Source organism: Methylobacterium komagatae, from assembly GCF_042661665.1.
Taxonomy (GTDB): Bacteria; Pseudomonadota; Alphaproteobacteria; order Rhizobiales; family Beijerinckiaceae; genus Methylobacterium; species Methylobacterium komagatae.
The window spans coordinates 5,486,359-5,510,320 of record NZ_JBHSWN010000001.1; the positions used below are offsets into that span (position 1 = coordinate 5,486,359).

The following is a 23,962-nucleotide window of genomic DNA, read 5'->3' on the forward strand; positions in this document are numbered from 1 at the left end:
GCCTATTATTCGGGCTGGACCGCGTTCCTGCGGATCACTACCGAATGGCGGAATAGACTTAGGGAGGTGCGACATGGACGCTGTCGTCTTTGCGATGACGCGCGAGTCGGCTTCGAACGACTCGTCTCCTCAGCAACGGAAACTCGCGGATCAAGCGCTGCATTTGGCGCTGCGCGCCGAGCGGCGGTCCCGCGATGAGCGGACGGCTCGTCTCCGAGCCATGCTGCTTGCCATCGGCGAGCAGGCCAACACCGAAGATTGAGGTTTAACATCGTGTCCGCCCCCTTTGTGGGGCGGACATTCGCGGGTCATCCACGCGACTCGCGAGACGAGAGGGTGGGATAGCGGCGCGGGCTCGCTGTGGCGGTCTTGACGCAGTGCCGAGCATGATCCTTGCTCCGCCGGCTTTGACTGGCGACGAAACGAGGCGACGGTGCTGCTCACCCCCCGCGAGAAGGACAAGCTGCTCATCGCGATGGCGGCCCAGGTGGCACGCAATCGCCTCGCCCGTGGCGTGAAGCTCAACCACCCCGAGGCTGTGGCCCTCATTACCGATTTCGTTGTCGAGGGCGCGCGCGACGGACGCACGGTCGCCGAATTGATGGCAGCGGGCGGCAACGTGCTGACCGCCGATCAGGTGATGCCCGGCATCCCGGAAATGATCCACGACATCCAGGTGGAGGCGACTTTCCCGGACGGCACCAAGCTCGTCACGGTCCACCACCCGATTCGGGGCGCACCCTCTCAGGACGTTCCCGGCACGGTCACGGCGCTGCCCGGCGAGATCGTGTTCAACGAAGGTGCAGAGCGCACCGTTATCGAGGTCGCCAATGTCGGCGACCGGCCAATCCAAGTCGGCTCGCATTACCATTTCTACGAGGCCAACCCGGGCCTCGTCTTTGACCGTGCGGAGGCGCGGGGCAAGCGCCTCGACATCGCGCCCGGCACCGCCGTGCGATTCGAGCCCGGCTCAACCCGGCAGGTGGCGCTGGTGCCGCTCTCGGGCGACCGGATTGTTCACGGTTTCCGCGGCGACGTGATGGGCAAGCTGTGATGGGTGCGCGCGAAAAGCGGAGGCCGAGACCGTGAGCAACACCCTCAAGCCCGCGAGCCTTTCGCGCTCGGCCTATGCCGACATGTTCGGCCCGACGACCGGAGACCGCATTCGGCTTGCCGACACCTCCATCGAGATCACTGTCGAGCGCGATTTCACCACCTATGGCGAGGAGGTGAAGTTCGGCGGCGGCAAGGTCATCCGCGATGGCATGGGCCAATCGCAGGCGCCGAACGCGGCGGGCGCCGTCGATACGGTCATCACCAATGCGGTCGTCCTCGACCATTGGGGCATCGTGAAATGCGATGTCGGCATCGTGCGCGGGCGGATCTTCAAACTCGGCAAGGCCGGCAACCCGGATGTGCAGCCCGGTGTCGACATCGTCGTCGGGCCAGGGACGGAGGTGATCGCAGGCGAAGGCAAGATCCTCACGGCGGGCGGCTTCGACAGCCACATTCACTTCATCTGTCCGCAGCAGATCGAGGAGGCTCTGTGCTCGGGCGTCACCACGATGCTCGGCGGCGGCACAGGCCCCGCGCATGGCACCTTCGCCACCACCTGCACGCCCGGGCCCTGGCACATCGCCCGGATGATCGAGGCGGCGGACGCGTTCCCGATGAACCTTGCCTTCGCGGGCAAGGGCAACGCCTCTCAGCCGGATAGCCTCGTGGAGATGGTCCGCGGCGGAGCCTGCGCCCTGAAGCTGCACGAGGATTGGGGCACCACACCCAAGGCCATCGACACCTGCCTGAGCGTCGCGGATCTCCACGACATCCAGGTGATGATCCATACCGATACGCTCAACGAATCGGGATTCGTCGAGGACACGATCGCCGCCTTCAAGGGCCGCACCATCCATGCCTTCCATACGGAAGGTGCAGGTGGCGGCCACGCGCCGGACATCATCAAGGTCGCGGGGCTGGCCAACGTGCTCCCGTCATCCACGAACCCGACGCGGCCCTACACCCGAAACACCATCGATGAGCATCTCGATATGCTGATGGTGTGCCACCACCTCGATCCGTCGATCCCCGAGGACCTCGCCTTCGCCGAAAGCCGCATCCGCAAGGAGACGATCGCCGCCGAAGACATCCTGCACGATATCGGCGCACTCTCGATGATGTCGTCGGATTCCCAGGCCATGGGCCGGGTCGGCGAAGTCGTCATCCGCACTTGGCAGACCGCCGACAAGATGAAGCGCCAGCGTGGCGCGCTGGCGGGCGACACGTCCGGGACGGACAATCTGCGCGCCCGCCGCTATGTTGCGAAGTACACAATCAACCCGGCGATCGCCCATGGCGTCTCCCGTCACATCGGCTCCATCGAGCCGGGAAAACTCGCCGACCTCGTTCTCTGGACACCCGCCTTCTTCGGCGTGAAGCCGGACCTCGTACTCAAGGGCGGCGCCATCGCCGCCGCGCCGATGGGCGATCCGAACGCCTCGATCCCGACGCCGCAACCGGTGCATTACCGGCCGATGTTCGGTGCGTATGGCCGCGTGCCCTATTCCACCGCCCTTACCTTCGTGTCGAAGGCGGCCCTGGATGACGGTTTGCGCGAGCGGCTGGGCGTGCAGAAGGAGATGGTCGCCGTCGAGAACGTCCGCGGTGGCATCTCCAAGAAGAGCATGGTGCTCAACGATGCCACCCCTGTCATCGAGGTCGATCCAGAGACCTACGATGTGCGCGCGGATGGCGAATTGTTGGTCTGTGAGCCCGCCGACGTGCTGCCGATGGCGCAGCGGTATTTTCTGTTCTGAGGTCGCGTGACGCTTTCGACTAATGGCTCCCCGAGGGGCATTCTGCGCGCGACCCGGATCCTGCGCGCAGGTGCCCTGTCGGGGGGCGAGATTATAGACCGCGTGGTGCTCGACCATGGCGACAGGCATCGCCGCCGCACCGCCATGCGCGGGGTCGGCGGAACGGCGTTCCTGCTCGATCTGGCCGAGCCCGCCATGCTCGATGACGGGGATGCCCTCGTGCTCGAGGATGGGCGGCTCGTCTGGGTCGAGGCGGCGCCGGAACGTCTGCTCGAGATCCAAGCTCCCGACGAGCATGCCCTGCGTCGCCTGATCTGGCACATCGGCAACCGGCACATCCCGGCCGAGATCGGGCCCGATGCGGTCTGGATCGGTTACGATCACGTCCTCGCGGACATGGTGCGTGGCCTCGGCGGTACGGCCGCGGAGGTGGAGCGTCCGTTCCGCCCGGAGGGTGGCGCTTATTCCGGCGGACATGGCCATGGCCACGGCAGTGGGCACGCGCACAATCATGCCCATTCCCATGACTGAGGAAATCGAGGCGCTTCGGCTGTTCGCGTGGTTGTCGCCCGGCTACCCCGTGGGAGCCTATGCCTACTCGCATGGGCTTGAAGCCGCCGTTGAGGCAGGTGACGTCAGCGGTGAGGAGAGCCTGACCGCATGGCTCGGCGACGTCTGCGAACATGGCTCGCTGCGCAACGACTTGATCCTGGTCGCCCGCGCCCACGACGCGGCATCGACGGCGAGCGCGATGGATCTGGTTGCAATCAACGATCTTGCCCTGGCTCTAGCGCCGTCGCGAGAGTTGAATCTCGAAACCAGCCAGCAGGGACGCAGCTTCCTCGATGCGACCCTTGGGGCATGGCCCTGCCCCGCCCTCACCACGCTCGCGCCGTCGCTGGCCGAGGCGGTGGCCTATCCCGTGGCGGTCGGTGCCGCCGCCGGTGCCCATGGCATGCGGCTGTCGCCCGTGCTTGGAACCTATGCCCTCGCCTTCGTGCATAACCTCGTTTCGGCGGCGCTCAGGTCGGCCCCGGTGGGGCAAGCGGCGGGCACCCGCGTCGTCGCCGCCCTTTCGGTGCGGCTCGTACCTCTGGCAAGAGCGGCGGAGACTGCGAGCCTCGACGATCTCGGCTCTGCCTGCCTTCGCCTCGATCTCGGCTCGTTCCGGCACGAGACGCAGTATTCACGCATCTTCCGGTCATGAGGCTTCAGCGATGAGCGTTTCCGCGAACGGTCCCCTGCGCGTCGGCATCGGCGGCCCGGTCGGCTCGGGCAAGACGGCGCTGATGGAACAGCTCTGCAAGCGGTTCCGCGACCGCTACGAGATCTGCGCCATCACCAACGACATCTACACGAAGGAGGATGCGCGCATTCTCACCGTCGCGGGCGCGCTTCCCGAGGAGCGGATCCTCGGCGTTGAGACCGGCGGCTGTCCGCATACCGCGATCCGCGAGGATGCCTCGATCAATCTGGCCGCCGTCGCCCAGATGCGCCAGCGCTTTCCGACGCTCGATCTGGTGCTGATCGAGTCCGGCGGCGACAATCTCGCGGCGACGTTCTCGCCGGAACTCGCGGACATCACCCTCTATGTCATCGACGTCGCGGGTGGCGAGAAGATTCCCCGCAAGGGGGGCCGGGCATCACCCGTTCTGACCTGCTGATCGTCAACAAGACCGATCTCGCACCGCTCGTCGGGGCCGACCTCTCGGTCATGGAAAGCGATACGAAACGGATGCGTGGCACGCGGCCCTACGTCTTCGCCTCGCTCCGCGCGGGCGATGGGGCGGACGCCGTCGCCACGTTCATCGAGGAGGCTGGCGGGCTCGGGCGCTGATCAGCGCTCGGCCGAGGCCGAACGGGTCCGGGCATTGGGACTTGTGCCCATCAGCGCGTCGAGGCGGCTCATCCGGGCGGTAAAGCCTTCCATGGCCGCCCGCCTCGCCTTCGCGGGGGCGTTCGCCTCAGCTTTCGCATGATGCAACGGCCGGGCTTCGGCGGCGATGGGTGCCAGGGCGAGGACGGCGCCCAGAGCGAAGATGCTGGAAAGTGCCTTCATGGGACGAATCTCGGTTCACCCCCTGCACGGGGCAGCGGGCACTTCAGACGTAATCCCAGATGAAACCCCAGCCGGTGCGCTGGCGCACGGCTCCGCTTGGCGCACCATTCGTCGGCTACGGTGAACCCTCCGGCGCAAGCGTCGTTCATCCCTCGCCGGGCCATGCACGGCCCTTCGGTGCAGGGAGGCGGTCGATGCGGCATGTCCGATGGCTCGCAGTGTTGCCGTTTCTCGGCATGCTCGTCGGCCCGTACTTCCTGAACCGGGTCGAGCCCTTCATTCTCGGACTGCCGTTTCTGCTGGCGTGGCTCGTCTTCTGCGTGCTCGCGACGAGCGCGATCATGGGGGTCATCTACCTTACGGATCCGCAGAACCGCGCCTCGGGGGACGGCCGATGAGCGCCGCTCTCATCATCGTCGCGGCGGCCTTCGTCGTCGCCCTCGGTCTCGGCCTGCGCGCCCGTTCGGGCCGGGAGATGGGCCTGGAGCAATGGACGGTGGGCGGACGCGGCTTTGGAACCGCCTTCGTCTTCTTGCTGATGGCGGGTGAGATCTACACGACCTTCACCTTCCTCGGCGGCTCCGGCATCGCCTACGGCAAGGGCGCGCCCGCCTACTACATCCTCTGCTACATTACTCTCGGCTACGTCACATCCTACTGGCTGCTTCCGCCGGTCTGGCACTATGCGAAGGAAAGACGGCTGTTCACACAGCCCGACTTCTTCGCCGCGAAGTACGAGAGCCCGGCGCTCGGGATGCTGGTCGCCCTGGTCGGGCTGGTGGCGCTCGTTCCCTACATGGTGCTGCAGTTCAAGGGACTCGGCATCATCGTGTCGACCGCCTCCTACGGTGCCATCTCGCCGACGGTCGCGGTCTGGATCGGCGCCATCGCGGTCACGGCCTACGTGGTGGTGTCGGGGGTACACGGCTCCGCCTGGAACGCCGTGCTCAAGGACATCAGCATCCTGTGCGTGGTAGTGTTCCTCGGCATCTATCTGCCGTTGCACTATTACGGCGGCTACGAGGCCATGTTCCAGGCGATCGAGGCGCAGAAGCCGGGCTTCCTCGCCCTGCCGTCCTTGGGCCAAAGCCCGACATGGTTCGCAACCACGACGCTGCTGACGGCGCTAGGCGCATTCATGTGGCCGCACACATTCGGATCACTCTACACCGCTCGCGAGCCGCGATCGTTTAGGCGCAACGCAGCGATCCTGCCGCTCTACCAGCTGATCAACCTCTTCGTGTTCGTGGTCGGTTTCGCGGCGGTGCTGCAGGTGCCGGGCCTGAGCGGGCCGGATGTCGACCTCGCGCTGTTCAAGCTCTCGCTACAGAGCTTTCCGCCGTGGTTTGTCGGGATTATCGGAGCGACCGGCGTTCTGACCGCGCTGGTGCCGGGCTCGATGATCCTGATCGCCGGGGCGACCTTGCTGGCGAACAACATCGTGCGCCCGCTGCGCCCCAGCATGGACGACGCCGCGATTGCCCGTTTGGCGAAAGCATTCGTGCCGGTGATGTCGCTGGTTTGCGTCGGCTTCACCCTCTCGGGTGGCGATACGATCGTGCAGTTGCTGCTGATGGGCTACAACTTCGTGACGCAGCTTTTCCCGTGCTTCCTGGCCAGCCTGATGCGGCGCAATCCGTTGGACAAGCGAGCGGCCGCGGCGGGGATCATCGCGGGCGTCGTGACCGTGGCGGCGACCACCATCAGTGGTTTCAGCCTCGCGCCTTACCCGCAGCTCGGCCCCCTGCGCGACGTCAATCTCGGTGTGCTGGCGTTGGTGGTGAACCTTGTCGTGACGGCCCTCGTCGCGAAACTGGTTCAACCGTCCGAGCGCGTCAGGCGCCTCGCCGAGCGGTGAGCCAGGAGGCGGCCAACACGACAAGGCTGACGATGGCGACGAGGAGCGTGGAAGCCGCGTTGATCTCCGGATTAACCCCCAGCCTCACTTGGCTGTAGAGCCGCATCGGAAGGGTCGTCGCGCCGGGGCCGGAGACGAAGCTCGCAATCACGAGGTCATCCAGTGACAGCGTGAAGGCGAGGAGTGCCCCCGCCGCGATCGCGGGAGCGAGGAGAGGAAGAGTCACCGTCGTCAACACGCGAAAGGGGCCCGCGCCGAGGTCGGCCGCAGCCTCTTCTAGCGAGCGGTCGAGACCGCGCAGCCGCGCAGCGACGACTACGGCCACGAAGCCCGTACAGAAGGTCGCGTGGGCGATGACAATGGTCACGAGGCCCCGGTCGAGACCGATGCCGATGAATAGAAGCAGCAGCGAAAGGCCGATCATTACCTCGGGCATCACCATCGGTCCGTAGACGAGCCCGGTGAAGAGCGAACGCCCTCGAAAGCGGCCGTGCCGCTCCAGCGCCAGGGCGGCGAGCGTGCCGAGCACGGTCGCAGTCAGGCTCGCGAAGACCGCGACTTGCAGGGAGACCCAGGCTGCGGCGATGAGCGGCCCATCCGAGAACAGAGCCGCGTACCAGCGTATAGAGAATCCGCCCCAGACCGTCACAAGGTTGGAGGCATTGAACGAGTACGCCACGAGCACGAAGATTGGCGCGTAGAGAAAGCTGAGCCCGAGCCACAGGGCGGAGCGCGTCACGCCGCTCATGCGCCCTCCCCGCCCGCGCGCAGGCTATCGCGGAACAGCACGACGGGCGCGATGACGATCACGAGCAGCACCACGGCCACCGCCGCCGCCAGTGGCCAATCGCGGTTCGAGAAGAATTCACTCCACAGCACGCGGCCGAGCATCAGCGTTTCCGAGCCGCCGAGCAGATCAGGGATGACGAACTCGCCGACCATCGGAATGAAGCACAGCCCCGCCCCGGCCATGATCCCCGGCAGGCTGAGCGGCAGAGTCACGGTCCAGAACACCCGCGCCGGGCTCGCGCCGAGATCGGCGGCGGCCTCCCGCAGGCTCGGATCGAGCCGGTTCATCACCGCATAGAGCGGCAGCACCATGAAGGGCAGATAGGCGTAGACCAGCCCGATGATCACCGCGACGTCGGTGTTCAGGATCACCAGGGGCTGGGAGATCACCCCGAGCCTCATGAGCACGAGGTTCAGCAGCCCTTCCTGCTTCAGGATGGCGATCCACGCGTAGATGCGGATGAGAAAGCTCGTCCAGAACGGCACCACCACCAAAGCGACGAGCAGCGGTTGCCAACGCAAAGGGGCCCGGGCCAGGGCATAGGCGATGGGAGTGCCGATTACGGCCAGGATCGCCGTCGCGGTCCCGGCATAGAAGAGGGAGCCGAGGGTCGCCGCCTGATACAGGTCGTCCTGCGCGAGAGTGATGTAGTTCGTGAAGTTCAGGGCTTCGAGGAAGCTCGACCACCCGTCGAGTCCACCCTGCCAATCGAGCAGCGGCAGATAGGGCGGAATGGCGGTCGCCGGCTCCGACAAGCTGATCTTCAGCGTGACGAGGAAGGGCAGCAGGAAGAACGCCCCGAGCCACAGGAAAGGCGGCAGTCTCAGCAGGCGGGCGAAGATCCGGCTGGCCATCGGGCGGCTCACGCGGGCAGGATGATGGCATCCGCCGGAGCGAAGCCGATATGTGTTGCGGCTCCGCGTTCAGGCCCGCTGCCCGGAGAGCTGCTCGCCCGGAGCGTCGTCCCATCGGCCAGCCGCAGCAGGCGGCGGACACGGTCGCCAAGAAACGTTTCGCCCTCGACGGTGGCGGATAGCCCCGTCTCGCCGAAGGTCAGGTTCTCGGGGCGCACCGCGATCACGACCTCCGCGCCCTCCGTGAGATCGGCAGCGCCATCCTGCGCCTTGAGCGCGCCGTTGGCGCTCGCGACCTCACGGATGCCGTCGACGCCCTTCGCGCCGAGGCGGCCGGGGATGAGATTCACATCGCCGAGCAGCCCCGCCACATAGCGGCTCGCCGGTCGGCGATAGAGCTCGGTTGGGGGTCCGATCTGCGCGAGGCGCCCGCGCTCCATCACGCCGATCCGGTCAGCGAGCATCATCGCCTCCTCGGGATCGTGGGTAACGACGATGAAGCTGGTGCCGAGCCGCTTTTGCAAAGCGCGCAACTCGCCCTGAGTCTCCTCGCGCAGGCCCCGATCAAGGGCGCCGAGGGGTTCATCGAGCAGCAGCAGGCCCGGCTCGCGGGCGATGGCACGGGCCAGCGCCACGCGCTGCCGCTGGCCACCGGACAAGGTGTCGGGCCGCCGGCCCCCGAATCCTTCGAGGCGGACGAGACGGAGAAGCTCGTCCACCCGCGCCATCGCGTCTGCCCGCCCCTTCAGCCCATAGGCGATGTTGGCCGCCACACTCATATGCGGAAACAGCGCATAGGACTGGAACATCATGTTCACCGGCCGACGATGCGGCGGGAGGCCGGTTACGTCCGTGCCGTTGACCGAAATGCTGCCTTCGCTCGGGGTCTCGAACCCGGCGATCATGCGCAACAGAGTGCTCTTCCCACAGCCCGAGGGGCCGAGGAGGCAGAAGAACTCCCCTGGTGCCAGCTCGAGATCGACACCATCCACGGCGACATGCGTGCCGAACCGCTTGACGAGCCGCCTGATCGAGAGACTGGGCGCCATCGCCAAGGCGTCAGGAATCCTCGCGCAGGGCCTCGGCGACCCGCGCCTCCAAGAGATCCGGCCGCCGCAGCACGAGGGCACCACGTGTGCGGTCCACCAGTCCCTCCGCCGCCATCGCGGTGAATTCCCGCGTCACCTGCTCCCGGCGGCAGCCGATCCGCGCCGCGAGCACATGGTGATACGGCGGCGGCGTCACCACGCGCTCCCCCCGGCGCCGGAGCGGGGAACGGAAAGGCGTAGCAGTTCGGCATAGAGACGGTGCCGCAGATCGAGCAGCGCATGCTCCATGAGGCGCGTGTTCAACTCGCGCACGCGCTTGGCCAGCAGGCGCATCAACCGGTCGGCGATTGCTTCCGAGGCAAAGACGATCTGCTTGAACACGCTCGCCGGAACGACACAGACCTCGCCGCGGGTCAGCGCTGTCACGTTCGCTGAACGGCCGATGCCGTCGATGGCCGCGAGTTCGCCGAAGAAGGCGCCGCCCCGCATCTCACCGAGGATGACCTCCTTGCCCGACTGCGTGCGGTTCAGGATCCGCACTTCGCCGGAGGCGATGAAATAGACGTCGGTGGAAATGTCGTCGAAGTCGACGAGCGTCTCGTTCTCATCGAACCGGCGCCAATGGCAGCGATTCTCGAAGGTCGCGAGCTCGATGCCCGCATCCTTGAAGAACGGAATAGTCCCCAGGCGCGCCATTAACGAAGTACCTCGCCGTCCCCCAAGCCCCTACGGCTTCCGGCCGGCGACCCCCGGGATAGAAACCGCCCGAACGCTCGCGATGCGAGAGCCGCCGGGTGCGCGGGGATCGTGGCCGGGGCGTCGCGCAGGGTCAAGCCACCACGACACTGTGATTCCCCCTTTGGCGTGGATCGCGGCATATGGATTCACTTGCCTATCCTTCTAAACCTCCATGCCGTCCCTCTCCCAACTCATCGCGCCGACGCGACAAGCGACGGCGTGTCGGCACCAAGCCACGCTGACGCATGCCTTCGAGCGATCGGGACGGGGGCTGCACACGGGCCTCAGGGGACGTGTGCGGGTATCGCCCGCCTCGCCCGGCCACGGCGTCGTCTTCCGCCGTTGGATGCCGGACGGGCGCTTCACCGACATTCCGGCCCGGTGGAACCTTCAGGTGAAGCAGCCCGCCTGCACGGCTCTGCGCAAGGACGGCGTCCTCGTCCGCACCGTGGAGCATCTGCTGGCGTCGCTCTCGGCCCTGCGGATCGACAATGCGCTCATCGAGACCGATGCCGAGGAACTGCCGATCTTCGACGGCAGCGCCGTTCCCTGGTGCGAGGGGATCGCCGGGGCGGGACGTGTCGAGCAGGGCGAGCCGGTGCGCCGCCTGCGCGTGCTACGACGGGTCAGCGTGTCCGTCCGTCACCGCCGCCTGTCGATCGAGCCCGCCGAGGATTTCGCGATCTCGGCGCATATCGAGTTGTGCCATCTCGGCGCCTTCGACTGGGCTGGATCGATCCTGCCCGAGTCATTTCCTGAGGACATCGCCCCCGCCCGCTCGTTCGGCCGGTTCATCCGGGTGATGGCGGGGCGGTGCTACGGCTTTGTCGCGCGCAAGCCGCTGCTTCAGGGCTGTGGCCCCCGCTCCGCCGCCCTGCTGTTCCGGAACCGGGTCATCGGCGGTCTGCGTATGCCGGATGAGACGGTCCGCCATCGAGTACTCGATATCGTGGGAGACTTCGCGTTGATCGGACATCCGATCGAGGGGCGGATCGTCGCCTCGCACACCTGCCATGACCTGAACCACGCTCTCATCGCCGCGCTGATGCACGACCGGACGGCGTGGGAACTGGTCTGACGAAGCGAGGGGACGGAGCGCCCTTGCCTCGCGGGCTGTCCGCGATCAAAACGCCGCGATGCTTCGCGTCAATGACCTGACCTACCGCATCGGCGACCGCCTGATTCTCGACGGCGCGAGCTTCACCATCCCCGAGGGGGCTCATGTCGGGCTCGTCGGCCGCAACGGCGCGGGCAAGACGACCCTGTTCCGGGCGATCCTGGGCGACCTTCCGGTCGATGCGAAGGCGATCTCCCTTCCCAAGGGCATGCGGGTCGGCGCGGTGGCACAGGAAGCCCCGGCCGGGCCGGAGACGCTGCATGCGGTGGTGCTGGCCGCCGACACCGAGCGCGCGAAGCTGATGGCGGAAGCCGAAGACGCCGACGGCATCCGGCGTGCGGAGATCGAGACACGACTCGTGGATATTGGCGCGCATTCGGCGCCTGCGCGGGCTGCTGCGATTCTGCACGGCCTCGGCTTCGACGCAGCGGCTCAGGCGCGGCCTTGCTCGGACTTCTCCGGCGGGTGGCGGATGCGCGTCGCGCTGGCGGCGGTGCTGTTTTCCGAGCCCGACCTGCTGCTTCTGGACGAGCCGACCAACTACCTCGATATCGAAGGGACGCTCTGGCTTTACGATTATCTCGAGCGCTACCCCCGCACGGCCATCGTCATCAGCCACGACCGCGATCTGCTCGATACGAGCGTCGATCACATCCTACATCTCGACAGGGGCAAACTCTCGATCTACCGGGGCGGCTACACGAGCTTCGCCCGCCAGCTTTCCGAAAAGCGGATGCTTCAGGCCAAGGCGAAGGCCAAGCAGGATGTGGAGCGGGCGCATCTCCAGAGCTTCATCGACCGGTTCAAGGCAAAGGCGACGAAGGCGCGGCAAGCCCAATCGCGCATGAAGCGGCTGGCCAAGATGGAGCCGATCGCGGCGCTACTCGAAGACGACGTGCCGGTGATCCATCTGCCGAGCCCGGAGAAGCCGCTCTCCCCGCCCATCATCGCGATGGACCGGGTGAAGGCGGGCTATGGCGAGCGGGTGGTGCTGAACGGACTGAATCTCAGCCTCGCGCCCGATGATCGGGTCGCACTGCTCGGCGCCAACGGCAACGGCAAGTCGACCTTCTGCAAATTGATCGGCGGTCGCCTACCGCCACTCGCCGGCGAGATGAAGCGCTCGTCCAAGATGGATGTCGCCTATTTCGCCCAACATCAGCTCGATGAGCTGCGCCCTGCCGAGAGCGCCTACGCCCATGTCCGCACGATGATGCCGGATGTGCCGGAGGCCAAGGTACGATCGGCGACCGCGCGCCTCGGCTTCGGCGCGGCCAAAGCCGACACCCCGGTCGAGAAGCTCTCCGGCGGCGAAAAGGCGCGCTTGCTCATGGGTCTCGCGGCGTTTCACGGGCCGCACCTCCTCATCCTCGACGAGCCGACCAACCACCTCGATATCGAAAGCCGTCAGGCGCTCGTGGAGGCGATCAACGATTACGAAGGTGCGGTCATCCTCGTGAGCCACGACCGCTTCCTGATCGAGGCCTGTGCCGACAGGCTCTGGCTCGTCTCTGACGGGACGGTGAAGACCTTCGACGGCGACATGGACGATTACCGCCGCCTCGTCCTCGCCGGGCCGGATCGCGAGGGCGAACGCCAGGCCGAGGCTGCCGGCGGACAGAAAGCGGAGGCTCGCCGGGCCGGGGTCGAGCGCCGCGCGGCCCTCGCCCCCTCCGCAAGAGGCTCGAGGGTGTCGAAGCGCGCATGGCCAAGCTCTCGGCAGCGATCCAGAAGATCGATGCCGCGCTGGAAGACGGCACCGCCTTCCGCGAGAACGCCGCCAAGGCAGGGGAGATCGCCAAGATGCGGGCCGACGCGGCGAGCGCGCTCGCCGCCGCCGAAGAGGAGTGGCTCGAACTCTCCGGAGAGATCGAGACGGCGCTCGCCTGAAACAGGCCATCCCTGGGCCGCGTTTGCCCACCGAATAGACCCGTGTCACTGAAGCGTGATGCCCGGCCTCGATCCTCTTCGGCGCGCTCAATACTGGATTTCGCAGGTGGGCAAGCCGCGCGGGGTGGGCTCACCGCGTCTGCTCGTGCTCGGCGTCTGCCAAGCGGGCAGCGTGGCGAAGGCCATGCGCTATCTGCTGCCAGACGCCCAGGTCGATTTCCTGTCGGTCTTCACCCTGGGACGCCGTTATCGCCGCCTCGCGGACCTCATCGCGAAGGCTGACGGCTACGACGAGGTTTTCACCAACATCTACCTCCCGCCCTTCGCGGATTCCGGCACGATCCTCGAGTTCCGGGCGCGGCCGAACGTCCACGTGATCCCTACAATCGCCTTCGCAGCTTACCATCCCGACGCGGTGTCCGTCGGCACCCAGAACCACGCGACCCTGCGCGGCCTCGTCTCCGGCCCGATGGGTCACTCGCATTCGGCGGTGACGCTCTACGCCTATCTCGCCGGGTTCTCAGAGGCGCAGGCTCTGCGGCTCTTCAGCGAGCCGGTATTCGAAAGGCTCGGCTATTACGAGTTCTGGAACGAGTCGGTGGCGAGCCTCGGCAGGATCGGGGCGGGGGCCGGGTTCGATCTCGCTCCCTACCTCAACCGGTGGTCGCGACGCGGGTGCTTCATGCATTCCACGAACCACCCGAAGCTCTTCGTGATGAGCGACATCGCCAGGGGCCTGCTCGACAAGGCAGGGATATCGTTCGAACCCTGTGACCTCGACGCGTTCTTGCCCGACGACCTCGGCGGCATGGGGAGCTGGCCGGTCTATCCGGAGATCGCCGCGCATTTCGGGGTGCCGGGCAGTGCACTGTTCTTCAAGGCCGAAACGCCCCGCTCCGGTCCGGCGCGCACCATGACCCGTTCCGCCTATGTCGCGGCGGCCTACGCCTATTATCGCAGGCGGTCGCAGGACAGTCTCGTCAGTACGCGCGTCGAGGCTTGGCGCGCCGATCCGGCGACGGTCGACTTCCTGCGCGCAGCGGCCGGTCAGGACGCGAATGCACTGCCTATGAGCGCGCAACGACCGAGCATGCTGAGCAGTCTCAGCGTTGCAATGAACCGCAGACGCCTTGGTCGGCCCGGCTTACGAATGTAAGTTGCGGCAAACAGGCACCATCGACCAACGCCTGCGTTGACGGGCCGCTGCATTCAACTCTCAACCGCTCCTATGCATTCGATCGCTCGCCCGACCGGGCGCACCGCCCTCGCCCTGGCCGCCACGATCGGCGCCCTCGGCCTCACCCGTAAATTCGCGCGCGATTCGCATGTGCCGCTGGCCGCCGCCCTGCCCGGCACGCGCGAGACCGTTGCGACCGCGCAGGCTGGGACGGTGTCGTATTATGCGTCTCCTGAGGGCAGCGGGCGACCGTTGCTCCTGATCGACTCGATCAACGCGGCCGGAAGCGCCTACGAGACGCGACCGCTCTACCTGCATTATCGCGAGAGCCGTCCGGTCTACGCCCTCGACCTTCCGGGTTTCGGGTTCTCCGAGCGCAGCCGCCGCCGTTACACGCCGCGCCTGATGGCGGACGCGATCCACGCCGTCGTGGAGCGCATCCGCGCCCGCCACGGCGGCGTCGCGGTCGATGCCATGGCGATCTCGCTGTCTTGCTCGTATCTCGCGCGGGCCTGCCTCGCGCGACCGGCGGATTACGCAACGCTCGGCCTCATCAGCCCGACGGGCTTCGATGCACGCCTGTCCGGCGAAGGACCCGTCGACGGGCATCGGGGACGCGATCTGGTTCGGTCGATCCTCGACCGGCGGCTCCTCGGCCCGGCCCTGTTCGGCGCGCTTGCGAGCCGGGTGAGTATCCGGTTCTTCCTGGAGAAGACCTTCGGCGCCACGAAGATCGATGAGGGGCTGCTCGATTACGCCTATGCCACGTCGCACCAGCCGGGCGCAGAGCACGCCCCCTATTGCTTCATCGCCGGCCACCTGTTCCCGACCGATTCCACGTTGCTCTATGACCGCCTGCGTCTGCCGGTGTGGATGATCCATGGCCAGCGCGGCGACTTCGTCGACTATCGCCTAGCCCCGCGCTTCGCGGATCGTCGCAACTGGCGCATCGACACGGTGCCGACCGGCGCGCTGCCGCAATTCGAACGGCTGCGTGCCGTGACGGATTTCTACGACGGCTTCCTCGGCGCAATCAGGCCTGCAGCAGGTGCACGAGGGTGATGCGGTCGCGCAGCCGCACCATTCCCTCTGGTCAGGACAGCATCCGCGTGTCCCCATCGATGGAGATGGCCTGCCCCGAAATCGTTCGTCCGCGATGCGACGAGAGGAATAGGATCTGGTCCGCCAACTGACGGGCGGTGACGTATTCCTTCATCGACACGAAGGAAAAGGCCCGCGCCTCCATGTCGGCGAAGCTCGTGCCCTGCTGCTGTGCCTTCGCTTCGAGTACCCGGCGCTGCCTGTCCCCCGCCACGAGGCCCGGCAGGATCGCGTTGACGCGGATCCCAGCCTCGCCCAACTCGATGGCGAGCGACTTGGTGAAGCCGATCACCCCCCATTTCGCCGCCGCGTAGGGGCTGCGCAGGGCGAACCCGAACTTGCCCGCTGCCGAGGACAGGTTGACGATCGAGGCGTTGTCGTTCGCCCGAAGGTAGGGCACGGCGAGCCGCGCGCAGTTGAATTGGCTCGTCAGACACACAGTCAGGCAACGGTCCCATTCCTCGGGCGCGATATCTTCGATGCGGCCGGTCGGCCCGGCGATCCCCGCATTGTTGACCAGCACGTCGAGCCCGCCGAGATCGGCCACCGCCGCTTCCATCATGGCCGCGACCTGATCGCGTTCGCCGACATCGGTGAGGCTGCGCCCAACCCCCGGCGGCAGGCTTTCGAGGGAAGCCCCATCAACGTCGCAGGTGAAGACCCGCGCCCCCTCTTCGAGGAACGCATCGACGATCGCCCGTCCGATCCCGTTTGCGCCCGCCGTGACAAGCACGCGCAGTCCGTTGATGCCGAGATCCATGGCCATTCCCCCCTTGTCTATGATCGAAATCAGGTCGCGAGCCGCTCTCGGAGGCCACCGCGAGACAGGATGAACTCGGCCGCGTCGCCGATATCCGCGGCGATGGCCGCCGACGCGGCTGCACCGTCCCGGGCCTCGATGGCAGCTACCGCCTCTGCATGGCGGCGCACGGCGAAGCCCTGCTGCAACCGCTCGGGATGGGCCCGGAGATCGAGGTTCAGCACCGGACCGGCCTTCAGCCAGAGCCTCGCGATAATCTCCCGAAGTGGTTCGAGGCCGCACGCGGCGTAGATCGCGAAATGCAGGTCGCGGTTCAGCGCTACTGCCTTTGCACCGTCCGGTTGCGGGCTGGCGGCGAGCGAGCGGAACGCGGCCTCCGCCCGGCGTATCGCCACCAGATCCGCATGACTGCGCCGCTCGGCAGCCCTTTCGGCGGCAAGCCCCTCCACAGCCATCCGCGTCTCGGCCAACTCGCGAAACGCTCCTGCGCCCAGCACCGGCACGCGCAAGGCCCGATTCGGCGCGACTTCGAGAGCCCCGTCTGAGGCGAGGCGGCTCACCGCCTCCCGCACTGGCATGACCGACACGCCGAGCGCCGCCGCCGTCTGGCGCAGGGACAGGCGGTCCCCCGGCGCGAGACGGCCGGAGGCGAGCAGATCGGACAGGGCGTCGTAGGCGGTATCCGCGAGGGTGCGACGCTCGATCTGGGGAAGCTCCGCGAGGGCTGGTGATGAACTCATGTGCCGACACTAGACGAAAGCTGCACTATCGCGCTAGTGATGTGTGATCACAGTTCGGGCTGGCCGCAGAGCCGCACACACGACCCGGCTGGAGGAAACGTCTGGGGAGGCCCCGCGCCATGAGCCAGCTCACCGATACGATTTCGCGCCGTACGTTGCTCCGGGCCGGCGGTGCCGCCCTTCTTACGCCGGCACTCGCCGCGCCCGCCCTCTCGCAGGGTCAGGCGGATGTGATCCGCATCGGCCACCTGACGCCGCGCACTGGATTCCTCGGGCCGCTCGGCGAATATGCCGTGCAGGCAGCGCAACTAGCCGTGGAAGAAATCAACGCGGCGGGCGGCATTAACGGCCGCAAGGTCGAGCTTCTGACCGAAGATAGCGTGAACCCCCAAACGGCCTCCGCGAAGGCCGAGCGCATGGTGCAGAGGGACAAGGTCGCCTGCCTGATCGGTGAGATCAATTCGGCTTCGGCGCTCGCGATCTCGCAGGTCGCTCAGCGCGAGAAGACGCTCTTCATCAACACCGGAGCCAACTCGGATGCCCTGCGCGGCTCCGATTGCAAGCGCTTCATGTTCCACGTCGAATCGCAGAACACGATGATGGTGCGTGCCGCGGGCCGCGCACTCCTCGACAAGGGGCTAATCAAGGACAAGAAGATCTACACCCTGACCGCGGATTACGCGTTCGGCCACGATCTCCTGAAGCAGGCTAAGAAGTTCTTTGCGGCGAATGGCGGGACCATCACCGGCGAAGATCTGATCCCGACCGAACTCACCGATTTCTCCCCCTTCCTGCTCAAGATCCGGCAAGCTCGACCCGATGCGGTGATCTGCAACCTCGCGGGCGCGCAGATCACCAACTTCTTGAAGCAATACAGCGAGTTCGGCCTGCCCTTCCCTGTCGCCGGGTTCGGGTTCGATCTGGCGCTTGCCTGGGGCGCGGGACAGGGCAACTTCCTCGGCACGTGGCCGGTGGTGTGGCACCACATGGTGGATTCGCCCTCGGCCCAGAAGTTCGTCGCGGCCTTCAAGGCGAAGTACAAGCGCCCGCCCGAGAACCAGGGGTGGAGCGACTACACCTCGACCAAGATCGTCGCCCAGGCAATGAACGCGACGAAGTCGACCGATTCTATGAAGATCGTGGAATATCTGGAGAGCGGCGCGAAGTTCGACATCCACAAGACCCGTGAAGGCTACTTCCGGCCGTGGGACCACGAACTGATGCAGGAGATGTACGCCATCACGGCCCTCCCGCAGGAGAAGGTCAAGAATCAATACGACATCTTCACGTCCACCGGCCCGCTGCCGGGGCCGGGGGAAAGCCTGGAGGTCCTCGCGACCACGAAGGAGGAGAATGCCTGCACCTTCCCGGCGTGAGGTGAGCCGATGACGCTCGTCTTCATTCTGGAGCAGGTTCTGAACGGCCTGCTGATCGGCGTGCAATATCTGCTGATCGCCCTCGGGCTATCGCTGATCTTCAGCCTCGGCGGCATCGTAAACCTTGCTCACGGTGCCTTCTATGCCATCGGTGCGTATCTCACGGTCGCGCTCGCGCCCGAGATCGGCTTCGGCGGGGCGCTGATCGCCTCGCCATTGGCGGTGGGGCTGCTCGGCCTCGTCATCGAGCGGTTTCTTCTACGGCGGTTCTACCGGGGCGATCCGGCGCTCGGCCTGTTGCTGACCTTCGGCCTCGCCATGGTCGCGGAGCAGGCCTTGCGCATGGCCTTCGGCGCCGCGCCCCTGCCCTTCGGCATCCCGCCCTGGCTCCGCGGACAGGTGTTCATCGGAGATCTGATCTACTCGCGCTATCGCCTCGCGATCCTCGCGGTGGCCGTGGTTTGCGTGCTCGGGCTCTGGCTACTGCTGACCAAGACGAGCTTCGGCCGGGTGGTGCGCGCGGGCGTGCAGAACCCGGACATGGTGGCGGCGCTCGGCATTTCGCTGCGGCCCTACATGACTGCCGTCGTGGTCATCGCCACCGGCCTCGCCGCGCTCGCGGGCACCATGATGGCGCCCGTCACCGGGGTGCAGCCCGCCATGGGCGCGGAGATCCTCACCTTCGCCTTCGTGGTGGTGGTGATCGGCGGGCTCGGCTCGTTCTGGGGCGTCGTGCTGGCGGCGCTCATCGTCGGCGTGGTGCGCGGTCTCACCGCCTACGCCTATCCGCCAGCCACCGAGGCGGCGGTCTACGGTCTGATGGTGCTGGTGCTGCTGCTGAGGCCGCGCGGCCTGTTCGGCGAACACATCGCCCGGTTCGAGTGAGGATGGCCATGTCCGGAACCGCTGAGGCCCTTCCCCTCGCTCCACCCCAGCGCGGCGGCATCGTCCGCGAGAGCCGCCAGCTCTGGGCGGCGCTGGCTGCGCTGGTGGTCCTGCCCTTTGCCCTGGACGGCATCGGGCTCACGATGATCACCGCCACCGACGTGGTGATCTTCGCGCTGGCCGTGCTCGGTCTCAACATCCTCGTCGGCTGGACCGGCCTCGTCTCCTTCGGGCACGGGGCGTGGTTCGGCATCGGCGCCTATGCTGTCGCGATCCTTCAAACGCGGCTCATGCCGCACGACATGGCATTGCCGCTCTTCGGTGCGGTCGCGATCACCGCAGGCTGCTCCTTCGCGGCCGGAGCGCTCATCCTTCGCCGACGCGGCGTCTACTTCTCGCTGCTCACCCTGGCCCTCACCGCGATGCTCTACGCCATCGCCTTTCGCTGGACCGACTTGACCGGCGGCGAGAACGGCATCGGCGGCGTGCAACGCTGGGCGGCCCTCGACACGCCCGCTGCCCTCTACACCGCCACGGCCTGCGTCGCGGCCCTCGTCCTGTTCGGCCTGTGGCGCTTTCGGCGCTCCCCCATGGGGACGGTTCTGGTGGCGATCCGCGAGAACGAGCAGCGTGCCGGTTTCCTCGGCTATGCGACCAACCGCTACAAGCTCGCGGCCTTCGTCCTATCCGCGACCATCACCGGGCTCGCCGGGGCGCTGTCGGCCTACAACCACCGCTTCGCTTCGGCCGACCCGATCTCCATCGCCTTCTCCGGCGAATTGCTCGCGATGGTCGTGATCGGCGGAATGCGCTCGTTCCTCGGGCCCGCGATCGGCGCGCTGTTTTTCATCCTCTTCCGCGAATTCCTGTCGATCTACACGGGCGACTGGCTCCTCTATTTCGGCCTGCTCTTCGTCGCCTTCATCGTGCTCTCGCCAGATGGCCTCGTAGGCATCGGCACACGGCTACTGAAGCCGTTCCGAAAGGTCCCGACCGAGGGCGCCGCCATGGCCGCGCGCCGGGCCGGGGCAAGCGGGCGAGTGCCGCCGCGCTTTATCGCCGAGGGCAAGGGGACCGGGCCGGTCCTCGTTGCGGACGGCATCGCCAAGAGCTTCGGCGCCGTGGCGGCCGTGCGGGGCGTCTCCTTCGCCGTGGCGGACCGGACGCTCCACGCGCTGATCGGCCCGAACGGCGCGGGCAAGACCTCCGCCTTCAACCTGCTTTCGGGCCTCTACCGCCCGGATGCCGGGCGCATCACCCTCGATGGGCGCGATGTGGGCGGGTTGGAGCCCTACGCCATTACGAAGGCGGGCATCGGCCGCTCCTTCCAGATCACCAATCTCTTCCCGGGATTGTCCGTGCAGGAGAACGTGCGGCTCGCCGTGCAGGCGCGCCATCCGTCGCATTTCAGCCCGTGGCGCGATGCGCTCGCCATCCGTGAGGTGGCTGACGATACCGTGGAATTGCTGCGCTGGACCGGCCTCGCGGGCATCGAGCGCGCGGAGGCGGGCAGCCTGTCCTATGGCGGTCAACGCCTGCTCGACATGGGTCTCGCTTTGGCGACCCGGCCGCGCGTCCTGCTCCTCGACGAACCCCTGGCCGGACTTGCCGCCGCCGAGCGGGAGCGGGTGGGTGATCTGATCAAGGCCCTTTCTGCCGACATTCCCGTGCTTCTCGTGGAGCACGACATCGACCGGGTGTTCCGCCTCGCCGACCGCGTGACGGTGATGGCGGATGGCGCCGTGCTGGTGGACGGCACCGTGGCGGATGCCCGCGACGACGAGAAGGTTCAGGCGGTCTATCTCGGATCCGGCACGGCAGCGATCGCGGCTAAGCCCCGCGCCAGCGCCGCCGCCAAGGACGATCTGCTGGTGATGGAGGGCGTGAATACCTTCTACGGCAAGTCGCACATTCTCAACGGCGTGAACCTTACCGTCCGCCGTGGCGAGGTGGTGGCTCTACTCGGACGCAATGGCGCCGGGAAGTCGACGCTGCTCAAGACGCTGATCGGTATCGCGCCCCCCGCCTCGGGCCGGATCGTCCTGGGTGGGAAAGAGATGGCCGGTCTCTCGCCGGATCGGATCTCGCGTGCAGGCATCGGTTACGTGCCCCAGGGACGCGCGCTGTTCGCGGGCATGAGCGTCGCCGAGAATCTGGGCCTCGGCCGCTTGAAGCGTCTCACCGGCTCCGGGATCCATTGGGATGAGGAGAGGGTGCTCGAATTCTTCCCGCGCCTCAAGCAGCGCTGGAACGTCGATGCAGCCCGCCTCTCCGGCGGCGAACAGCAGATGGTGGCGGTGGCCCGCGCCCTCTCCGGCGATACGCGCCTTCTACTTCTGGACGAGCCTTTCGAGGGTCTGTCCCCCGCCGTCACCGAGGAATTGTTCGAGGCGTTCGACCGGCTGCGACGGGAACTCTCCATCGTGATCGTCGATCATCACCTCGATCTCGCGCTGGCGCTGTCGGACCGCACCGTCGCACTGGAGCGCGGCGCGGTGCAGTGGAGCGGCGAGTCGCGATCGCTCCGTGAGGATCAGGAACTGAGGCGGAAGGTGTTGTGGCTGTGACCGAAACCGTCGCCATCGTCGGGTCCGGCCTTATCGGTCGGGCCTGGGCCATGATCTTCGCCCGTGCGGGGTGGGACGTGCGCCTGTTCGACACGGCCGAGGGCGTCGCCGTCGCAGCGGTTCCGCTCTGCGCGGAAGGCTTGCAGACGCTCGCCGCCCACGGCCTCTGCGCCGATCCAGCCGGGGCGGCTGCCCGTATCCATGCTGCGGGAAGCCTTGCGGATGCGCTGCGGGACTGCACCTTCGTGCAGGAGAACGGGCCGGAACTCGCGGAGGTGAAGCGCGCCCTTTTCGCAGAGATGGATGCCCTGGCGCCGCCGGAGACGGTCATCGCCTCATCCTCCTCCGCGATCCGCTGCTCTCTGTTCACGGAGGTGTTGCAAGGTCGTGGCCGATGCCTCATCGGCCACCCGGTCAATCCTCCGCACCTGATCCCGCTGGTGGAGATTTCCGGCGCGCCCTGGACCGACCCGGCAGCGCTGACCCGCGCGCGCCATGTCTACGAAGCGATCGGACAGGTGCCGATCACCGTGCTGAAGGAAATTGAGGGGTTCATTCTCAATCGGTTGCAGGGAGCGCTCCTCGCAGAGGCGTTCCGGCTCGCCTCTGAAGGCTATGTCACGCCCCAGGATCTCGACCGTACGGTGTCGGACGGGCTCGGCCTGCGATGGAGCTTCATGGGGCCGTTCGAGACCATCGAACTCAACGCGCCGGGCGGCATCGCCGATTACTGCGCGCGCTATACCGGCTTCTACAAGCGGCTCGCCGCCGAGCCGCCGCCGCCCGCCGTCTACGAGGACGCGGCGGTGCAGACGATCCTGTCCCAGTGGACGGCGCCGGGCGATCTGCCGGCCCGCATGAGGCGGCGCGACGAGCGGCTGGCCGCCCTTCGCGCCCACAAGAACCAACAGAAGGATTGAGCATGGCGACCCAACGGAAGGTCATCATCACCTGCGCGGTGACGGGGGCGATCCATACGCCGAGCATGTCGCCTCACCTGCCGGTGTCGCCGGAGGAGATCGCCGACGCGGCCATCGGCGCAGCGGAAGCGGGCGCGGCCATCGTCCACCTGCATGCCCGCGACCCTGAGGACGGCCGCCCGGACCAGAGCCCGGAGGCCTTCGCCAAGTTCCTGCCGGTCATCAAGCAGCGTTCGAACTGCGTCGTGAACCTCACAACCGGCGGCGCGCCGACCATGTCCATTGAGGAGCGCGTCCGCCCCGCTGCGACGTTCAAGCCGGAAGTGGCGTCGCTCAACCTCGGCTCGATGAATTTCGGCCTGTTCGGCATGCTCGATCGCTTCAAGGATCTGAAGCATCAGTGGGAGAAGGATTACCTCGGCAACAAGGACATCATCTTCCGCAACACGTTTGGGCAGATCGAGCACATCCTTACCACCTGCGGCCCGAACGGAACGCGCTTCGAGTTCGAGTGCTACGACACCGCGCATCTCTACAATCTCGAATACTTTTTCGATCGCGGCCTCGTTCAGGCGCCCCTGTTCATCCAGACAGTATTCGGCCTTCAGGGCGGAATCGGCGCCCATCCGGATGACGTGATGCACATGAAGCGCACGGCAGACCGGCTGTTCGGCGACAACTACCGCTGGTCAGTTCTGGGTGCCGGACGCAACCAGATGAACATTGCCGCGATGGCCGCCGCAATGGGCGGCAACGTCCGCGTCGGCCTGGAAGACAGCTTATGGGACGGGCCGGGCAAGCTCGCAGAGACCAATGCCGCCCAGGTTCGCCGGGTGCGCAGCATCATCGAAGGGCTGGGCCTCTCCATCGCCACGCCCGACGAGGCGCGGGAGATCCTTTCGCTCAAGGGGGGGATAAGGTGGGCTTCTGACCCCTGTTGCGGGGCGCTCCGTCAGCCGGGCGCCCCGAACACCCGCGCCAGATCCGACTCGTCCACTCCGGCGATCTCCAACCGCTTCACCCGCGCCTGATGCCCGGCGACGATCGTCACGGCGCTGCCCGGGACTTTGAGCGTGGCGGCGATGAGCTTTTCCAGTGCCTCGTTCGCCGCGCCCTCGACGGGCGGGGCGGAGACGCGGACCTTGAGGCAAGGGGCTCCATCCGCGTCGCGAATCCAGCCGTCGATTGCATCCTTCCCGCCGCGCGGAGTCAGCCGAACGGTGAGACGCGCTGCCTTGCGCGCCTCGGCAGGCGGGCGGGCCATGGAT

At 66.8% G+C, this 23,962-nt stretch carries 22 protein-coding genes and 3 pseudogenes; 17 read left to right on the forward strand and 8 right to left on the reverse strand.

Going from position 1 to position 23,962, the window contains the following annotated elements; all coding sequences use genetic code 11:
* Nucleotides 1-73 precede the first annotated feature (73 nt).
* The 6 genes and pseudogenes from ACFQE0_RS27205 (at nt 74) to ureG (ending at nt 4,650) form a co-directional block, all read left to right on the forward strand.
* Nucleotides 74-262: a hypothetical protein gene (locus tag ACFQE0_RS27205; RefSeq protein WP_378975098.1), complete on the forward strand. Its 189-nt coding sequence runs from the start codon at nt 74-76 to the stop codon at nt 260-262.
* Between the two features lie 171 nt (nt 263-433).
* Complete coding sequence (locus ACFQE0_RS27210) at nt 434-1,054, forward strand: urease subunit gamma (RefSeq protein WP_378975100.1); 621 nt, start codon at nt 434-436, stop codon at nt 1,052-1,054.
* An 82-nt stretch (nt 1,055-1,136) separates the two neighbouring features.
* A complete protein-coding gene (gene ureC / locus ACFQE0_RS27215; RefSeq protein WP_378975721.1) occupies nt 1,137-2,813 on the forward strand; it encodes an urease subunit alpha in 1,677 nt (558 codons plus the stop codon).
* A gap of 39 nt (nt 2,814-2,852) precedes the next feature.
* Entirely contained in the window at nt 2,853-3,344 is a 492-nt protein-coding gene (locus tag ACFQE0_RS27220; protein WP_378975723.1) for an urease accessory protein UreE, read from the forward strand.
* Nucleotides 3,325-4,020, forward strand: a complete 696-nt coding sequence (locus ACFQE0_RS27225; RefSeq protein WP_378975102.1) for an urease accessory protein UreF — start codon at nt 3,325-3,327, stop codon at nt 4,018-4,020. The genes ACFQE0_RS27220 and ACFQE0_RS27225 overlap by 20 nt, the downstream gene beginning before the upstream one ends.
* Nucleotides 4,021-4,030: 10 nt before the next feature.
* Nucleotides 4,031-4,650, forward strand: a pseudogene (ureG, locus tag ACFQE0_RS27230) (urease accessory protein UreG).
* On the opposite strand, the gene ACFQE0_RS27235 reads toward ureG, so the two are convergent.
* A complete protein-coding gene (locus ACFQE0_RS27235) occupies nt 4,651-4,872 on the reverse strand; it encodes a hypothetical protein (protein ID WP_378975104.1) in 222 nt (73 codons plus the stop codon).
* Between the two features lie 194 nt (nt 4,873-5,066).
* Here ACFQE0_RS27235 and ACFQE0_RS27240 point away from each other — a divergent pair, with 194 nt between their 5' ends.
* Both ACFQE0_RS27240 and ACFQE0_RS27245 read left to right on the forward strand, forming a co-directional pair.
* Nucleotides 5,067-5,270: a DUF3311 domain-containing protein gene (locus tag ACFQE0_RS27240; RefSeq protein ID WP_378975106.1), complete on the forward strand. Its 204-nt coding sequence runs from the start codon at nt 5,067-5,069 to the stop codon at nt 5,268-5,270.
* Nucleotides 5,267-6,730: a sodium:solute symporter family protein gene (locus tag ACFQE0_RS27245; protein ID WP_378975107.1), complete on the forward strand. Its 1,464-nt coding sequence runs from the start codon at nt 5,267-5,269 to the stop codon at nt 6,728-6,730. Before ACFQE0_RS27240 ends, ACFQE0_RS27245 begins: the two co-directional genes overlap by 4 nt.
* On the opposite strand, the gene ACFQE0_RS27250 is transcribed toward ACFQE0_RS27245, so the two are convergent.
* From ACFQE0_RS27250 to ACFQE0_RS27265, 4 genes and pseudogenes are all read right to left on the reverse strand, one after another.
* A complete protein-coding gene (locus ACFQE0_RS27250; protein WP_378975109.1) occupies nt 6,708-7,478 on the reverse strand; it encodes an ABC transporter permease in 771 nt (256 codons plus the stop codon). The genes ACFQE0_RS27245 and ACFQE0_RS27250 overlap by 23 nt on opposite strands.
* Entirely contained in the window at nt 7,475-8,374 is a 900-nt protein-coding gene (locus tag ACFQE0_RS27255) for an ABC transporter permease (RefSeq protein WP_378975111.1), read from the reverse strand. The genes ACFQE0_RS27250 and ACFQE0_RS27255 overlap by 4 nt, the downstream gene beginning before the upstream one ends.
* Before the next feature lie 8 nt (nt 8,375-8,382).
* On the reverse strand, nt 8,383-9,423 hold the full coding sequence (locus ACFQE0_RS27260; RefSeq protein ID WP_378975113.1) for an ABC transporter ATP-binding protein: 1,041 nt from the start codon (nt 9,421-9,423) through the stop codon (nt 8,383-8,385).
* Between the two features lie 10 nt (nt 9,424-9,433).
* A pseudogene (locus ACFQE0_RS27265) lies at nt 9,434-10,119 on the reverse strand (Crp/Fnr family transcriptional regulator).
* 214 nt (nt 10,120-10,333) lie between these two features.
* Here ACFQE0_RS27265 and ACFQE0_RS27270 point away from each other — a divergent pair.
* The 4 genes and pseudogenes from ACFQE0_RS27270 (at nt 10,334) to ACFQE0_RS27285 (ending at nt 15,407) form a co-directional block, all read left to right on the forward strand.
* Nucleotides 10,334-11,239, forward strand: coding sequence for a UDP-3-O-acyl-N-acetylglucosamine deacetylase (locus ACFQE0_RS27270; protein ID WP_378975115.1), 906 nt, complete (start codon nt 10,334-10,336; stop codon nt 11,237-11,239).
* A gap of 58 nt (nt 11,240-11,297) precedes the next feature.
* Nucleotides 11,298-13,168, forward strand: a pseudogene (locus ACFQE0_RS27275) (ABC-F family ATP-binding cassette domain-containing protein).
* A 106-nt stretch (nt 13,169-13,274) separates the two neighbouring features.
* On the forward strand, nt 13,275-14,324 hold the full coding sequence (locus ACFQE0_RS27280; protein WP_378975117.1) for a WcbI family polysaccharide biosynthesis putative acetyltransferase: 1,050 nt from the start codon (nt 13,275-13,277) through the stop codon (nt 14,322-14,324).
* Between the two features lie 72 nt (nt 14,325-14,396).
* Complete coding sequence (locus ACFQE0_RS27285) at nt 14,397-15,407, forward strand: alpha/beta fold hydrolase (protein ID WP_378975119.1); 1,011 nt, start codon at nt 14,397-14,399, stop codon at nt 15,405-15,407.
* Nucleotides 15,408-15,438: 31 nt separating this feature from the next.
* Here ACFQE0_RS27285 and ACFQE0_RS27290 read toward each other — a convergent pair whose 3' ends face one another.
* Nucleotides 15,439-16,206 carry an SDR family oxidoreductase gene (locus ACFQE0_RS27290; RefSeq protein ID WP_378975121.1) on the reverse strand — a complete coding sequence of 256 codons (768 nt, stop codon included), beginning with the start codon at nt 16,204-16,206 and terminating at the stop codon, nt 15,439-15,441.
* A gap of 29 nt (nt 16,207-16,235) precedes the next feature.
* A complete protein-coding gene (locus ACFQE0_RS27295; RefSeq protein ID WP_378975123.1) occupies nt 16,236-16,946 on the reverse strand; it encodes a GntR family transcriptional regulator in 711 nt (236 codons plus the stop codon).
* 119 nt (nt 16,947-17,065) lie between these two features.
* On the opposite strand from ACFQE0_RS27295, the gene ACFQE0_RS27300 reads away from it, so the two are divergent.
* From ACFQE0_RS27300 to kce, 5 genes are read left to right on the forward strand one after another with little or no spacing between them, the layout of a single operon-like run.
* On the forward strand, nt 17,066-18,322 hold the full coding sequence (locus tag ACFQE0_RS27300) for an ABC transporter substrate-binding protein (protein WP_378975125.1): 1,257 nt from the start codon (nt 17,066-17,068) through the stop codon (nt 18,320-18,322).
* A 9-nt stretch (nt 18,323-18,331) separates the two neighbouring features.
* A complete protein-coding gene (locus ACFQE0_RS27305; RefSeq protein WP_378975127.1) occupies nt 18,332-19,207 on the forward strand; it encodes a branched-chain amino acid ABC transporter permease in 876 nt (291 codons plus the stop codon).
* Nucleotides 19,208-19,215: 8 nt separating this feature from the next.
* Nucleotides 19,216-21,774 carry a branched-chain amino acid ABC transporter ATP-binding protein/permease gene (locus ACFQE0_RS27310; protein WP_378975129.1) on the forward strand — a complete coding sequence of 853 codons (2,559 nt, stop codon included), beginning with the start codon at nt 19,216-19,218 and terminating at the stop codon, nt 21,772-21,774.
* A complete protein-coding gene (locus tag ACFQE0_RS27315; protein WP_378975725.1) occupies nt 21,771-22,694 on the forward strand; it encodes a 3-hydroxyacyl-CoA dehydrogenase in 924 nt (307 codons plus the stop codon). The genes ACFQE0_RS27310 and ACFQE0_RS27315 overlap by 4 nt, the downstream gene beginning before the upstream one ends.
* A 2-nt stretch (nt 22,695-22,696) precedes the next feature.
* A complete protein-coding gene (gene kce, locus ACFQE0_RS27320; protein WP_378975131.1) occupies nt 22,697-23,725 on the forward strand; it encodes a 3,5-dioxohexanoate:acetyl-CoA acetone transferase in 1,029 nt (342 codons plus the stop codon).
* On the opposite strand, the gene ACFQE0_RS27325 is transcribed toward kce, so the two are convergent.
* Complete coding sequence (locus ACFQE0_RS27325) at nt 23,647-23,958, reverse strand: DUF167 domain-containing protein (RefSeq protein WP_378975133.1); 312 nt, start codon at nt 23,956-23,958, stop codon at nt 23,647-23,649. The genes kce and ACFQE0_RS27325 overlap by 79 nt on opposite strands.
* Nucleotides 23,959-23,962 lie beyond the last annotated feature (4 nt).